This is a genomic window from Flavobacterium sp. (genome assembly GCF_044368625.1).
Taxonomy (GTDB): Bacteria; Bacteroidota; Bacteroidia; order Flavobacteriales; family Flavobacteriaceae; genus Flavobacterium.
Genome location: NZ_JBIPPD010000284.1, coordinates 1 through 3,209, shown reverse-complemented (window position 1 = coordinate 3,209; position 3,209 = coordinate 1). Strand labels below are relative to the sequence as shown.

General features: G+C 28.0%; 3 protein-coding genes. All 3 read left to right on the top strand.

Going from position 1 to position 3,209, the window contains the following annotated elements:
* Positions 1 to 71 precede the first annotated feature (71 nt).
* The 3 genes from ACIQ2X_RS14935 to ACIQ2X_RS14925 all read left to right on the top strand — a co-directional run bounded on the left by ACIQ2X_RS14935 (position 72) and on the right by ACIQ2X_RS14925 (position 3,148).
* Positions 72 to 926, top strand: a complete 855-nt coding sequence (locus ACIQ2X_RS14935; protein ID WP_396179754.1) for a DUF5672 family protein — start codon at positions 72 to 74, stop codon at positions 924 to 926.
* A 258-nt stretch (positions 927 to 1,184) separates the two neighbouring features.
* On the top strand, positions 1,185 to 2,003 hold the full coding sequence (locus ACIQ2X_RS14930; protein ID WP_396179753.1) for a glycosyltransferase family 2 protein: 819 nt from the start codon (positions 1,185 to 1,187) through the stop codon (positions 2,001 to 2,003).
* Complete coding sequence (locus ACIQ2X_RS14925; protein ID WP_396179751.1) at positions 2,003 to 3,148, top strand: glycosyltransferase; 1,146 nt, start codon at positions 2,003 to 2,005, stop codon at positions 3,146 to 3,148. Before ACIQ2X_RS14930 ends, ACIQ2X_RS14925 begins: the two co-directional genes overlap by 1 nt.
* Positions 3,149 to 3,209 lie beyond the last annotated feature (61 nt).

Genomic DNA, 3,209 nt, shown 5'->3' with positions numbered 1-3,209 from the left:
GTAATTCAATTGCTGTAGTTTTTTTATAATAAATCATTTAAGCTTACTTTTGTTTAATATGGAACCATTAAATGAATAAAAAAGAAATTTGTATCGTAATCCCAATTTATAAAGAAACTTTAAATGATTTTGAAGTTCAATCTGTTGAGCAATGTGTTAAGGTGCTTTCAGATTATACTATTTTTTTTGTTTGTCCTAAAGGATTAAATGTAAATTTTTACATAGAAAATTTTTCAGAAATTTCTAATTTCACTTATTTTGATAATTTCTATTTTGATGACATAAAGGGATATAATAAATTAATGCTGAATCCTGAATTTTATAAATCATTTATTTCTTTTGAATATATGCTTGTATATCAAACAGATTGTTATGTTTTTAGAGATGAATTGATGTATTGGGCAAACAAAGGATATGATTATATTGGCGGTGTTTGGTTTGATGACTATACTGGAAATCCGAGACAGGGAGCCAATATTTGGCATGCTGGAAATGGAGGGTTTTCATTACGGAAAATAGATAAACTAATTAAGATTCTTTCGACACCTTATACTTCTTTAAAATCTCTAAAACAGCTTGCGGAGGAAAATAAGTTGAATTTAGCTTTTGGAAGGAAAGCTTTTTTGAAAGGCTTGTTTAAAATACCCTTTAAGTTTTTAAAGAGAAAGAATAATCTAAAATATTATGTGACTAAATTCAAAGAAGGTGAGGATATGTTATTTATGGAATTAAATTTAAAATACAACAAAATACATGTGCCTCCAATTTCTGATGTACTAGGTTTTGCTTGGGACAGAGAGCCTTCCTTTTTATATGATAAGCAAGGACAACTTCCTTTTGGCTGCCATGCTTGGTATCGAGACGATTTTCCATATGAAAGGAATAAGGAATTTTGGTTGAAGCATATGAATAGCAATTTGAAATGATTAAAGGTTTACAATGGTTTAAAAGTTTAATTGCTTAATAATTATACTAAGTGAAAATACTTTTTGATCCACAAATTTTCAATAACCACAAATTTGGAATGATTTAAAAAATAAAATAAATTTATTGTTAGAAGATGAGAATTTAAGAAAGAGTTATTCCGAAAAAGGGCTGATGCAAAGTAAAAAATTCGATTGGGATGAAGCCGCTAAACAATGTCTTGAAGTTTATTCAAGGGCCTTAATTAAATAATATTCTAAATGAAAAAAATATCAATTATTACAATTAATTATAATGATAAGAATGGCCTTGAAAAAACAATTGAAAGTGTCATTTCTCAATCCAGCAAAGACTTCGAATACATTATCATTGATGGGAATAGTACTGATGGGAGCAAAGAATTGATAGAGAAAAATAATGCTTCAGTCGAATATTGGGTTTCAGAACCCGATTCTGGAATTTACAATGCGATGAATAAGGGGATTCGAGCGGCTAAGGGCGAATATTTATTATTTTTAAATAGTGGTGATTATTTGTGTGATAACAACACAATTCAAAATGTTGTAGACTCTATAGATGAAGATAAAGATTTGTATTATGGTGATGCTGTTTTCATGAGAGGTGGTAAAGATGAAGTTGTCACATTTCCTGATAAATTATCGTTTTACTTCTTCACTCATAATAGCTTATGCCATCAAGCTTCCTTTATAAAAAGAACTCTTTTTGAAGAAGTCTTTTATTATAATGAAAATTTAAGCATTATTTCTGATTGGGAATTTATGGTGTATTGTATCTGCATCAAAAACATTTCTTATAAACATATTGATATTACAGTTGCGTATTATGATTATGATGGAATTTCGTCACGACCTAATTCTAAATCGATCATAAGTTTAGAAACAGAAATTGTAATGAATAAGTATTTTTCTGCTTTTTTGTCTGATTATAAATACATTACGACGATAAAAGAAAGAAGGGTTAAAGATGTTATTTATATTAAGCAGTTTCCAATAGCTTGGAAAGTTTTAAAAAAATGTATAAAAGCGGTACTGCTCGTTTTACCTAAACAAAAACAATAATGAGAATTTTATATTTCTACCCTGAAAACCCCCTTTCGACTACCCAAGGAAATAATGCTAGAGCCTTATCCTTATTGCAATATTTTCAAAATAGAAAAATAACGTTAGATTTCGTTAGTGTTGCATCGGATAGTTTTTCTTTAAAGGATATTAAAGAAATGGAAGATACTAATCTCATCAGTAAAGGGTATTTATTGAAACAGTTTAAAAGAAGTAAAAACCAAATTAAATATTTTTTCTTCTACTCTCTGCCCAATAAAATTTTTCGAAGAATAAAATCTTTTAATAGAAGAAGAATCAACAATCAAGCTTGTTTTAATGCAATTTTGAAGTCAAATGAATATGATTATATTATCATTTCCTATGCTTATTGGGCAGGATTGGTTATTGATACTCCCTATACAAAAAACGCAAAACTTTGCATTGATACTCACGATTTTTTGACGTCTCAGTTTCAAAGTGTGAAAGGCTTTAATCTAGCAAGATATTTTCAAAAAGAAATAGAAATACTTCGTAATTTCGATAAGATATTTGTGATTTCAACTGAAGAAAATTATGTGTTTTCTCAATTTGTAGATAAAGAAATTATTTCATTATCGCATATAATCGAGAATCATTTATGTTCGGTAAATGAAGAAAAAAAATTCGATTTGATATATGTTGCAAGTAGCAATTCTCATAATGTTTTGGCTGCGGATTGGTTTTTTAAAGAAGTCTATCCCTTGCTTAGAAATTCGATTCGCATTCTAACTATTGGAAAAATTTGCCAATATATAAAAGATTATGTGAATGTTACAAAAGTTGAATTTGTTGAAAATTTGAATGATTATTATTCCACTTCAAGAGTTGCGATTTGTCCAATGTTATCAGGAACTGGATTGAAAATTAAGGTTATAGAAGCTATGTCTTTTGGTTTGCCAGTGGTAGGTAATATAAGGGCAAATGATGGTCTAAGCAATAAATCAGATAATGGTTGTTTGATAACTAATAGCCCTTTAGAATTTGCAAATAACATTGAAAAACTGCTTAGTAATGAGCTTTTTTACGAAGAAATAAGTGATTTTGGGAAGAACTATTTTTTGAAAAATAATGACAAACAAAATTGTTATAAAGAGATTGATGCTATATTTGAAATTAATTCTTAGAATTAATAGTTTTTGATAAACTCATTAATTTTATCATTAAAAAATTATTTCAGCGATAAAA

Excerpts from the sequence above, each read along its gene's own strand:
- ACIQ2X_RS14935 (WP_396179754.1), top strand. The coding sequence starts at position 72 with ATGAATAAAAAAGAAATTTGTATCGTAATCCCAATTTATAAAGAAACT.
- ACIQ2X_RS14930 (WP_396179753.1), top strand. The coding sequence starts at position 1,185 with ATGAAAAAAATATCAATTATTACAATTAATTATAATGATAAGAATGGC.
- ACIQ2X_RS14925 (WP_396179751.1), top strand. The coding sequence starts at position 2,003 with ATGAGAATTTTATATTTCTACCCTGAAAACCCCCTTTCGACTACCCAA.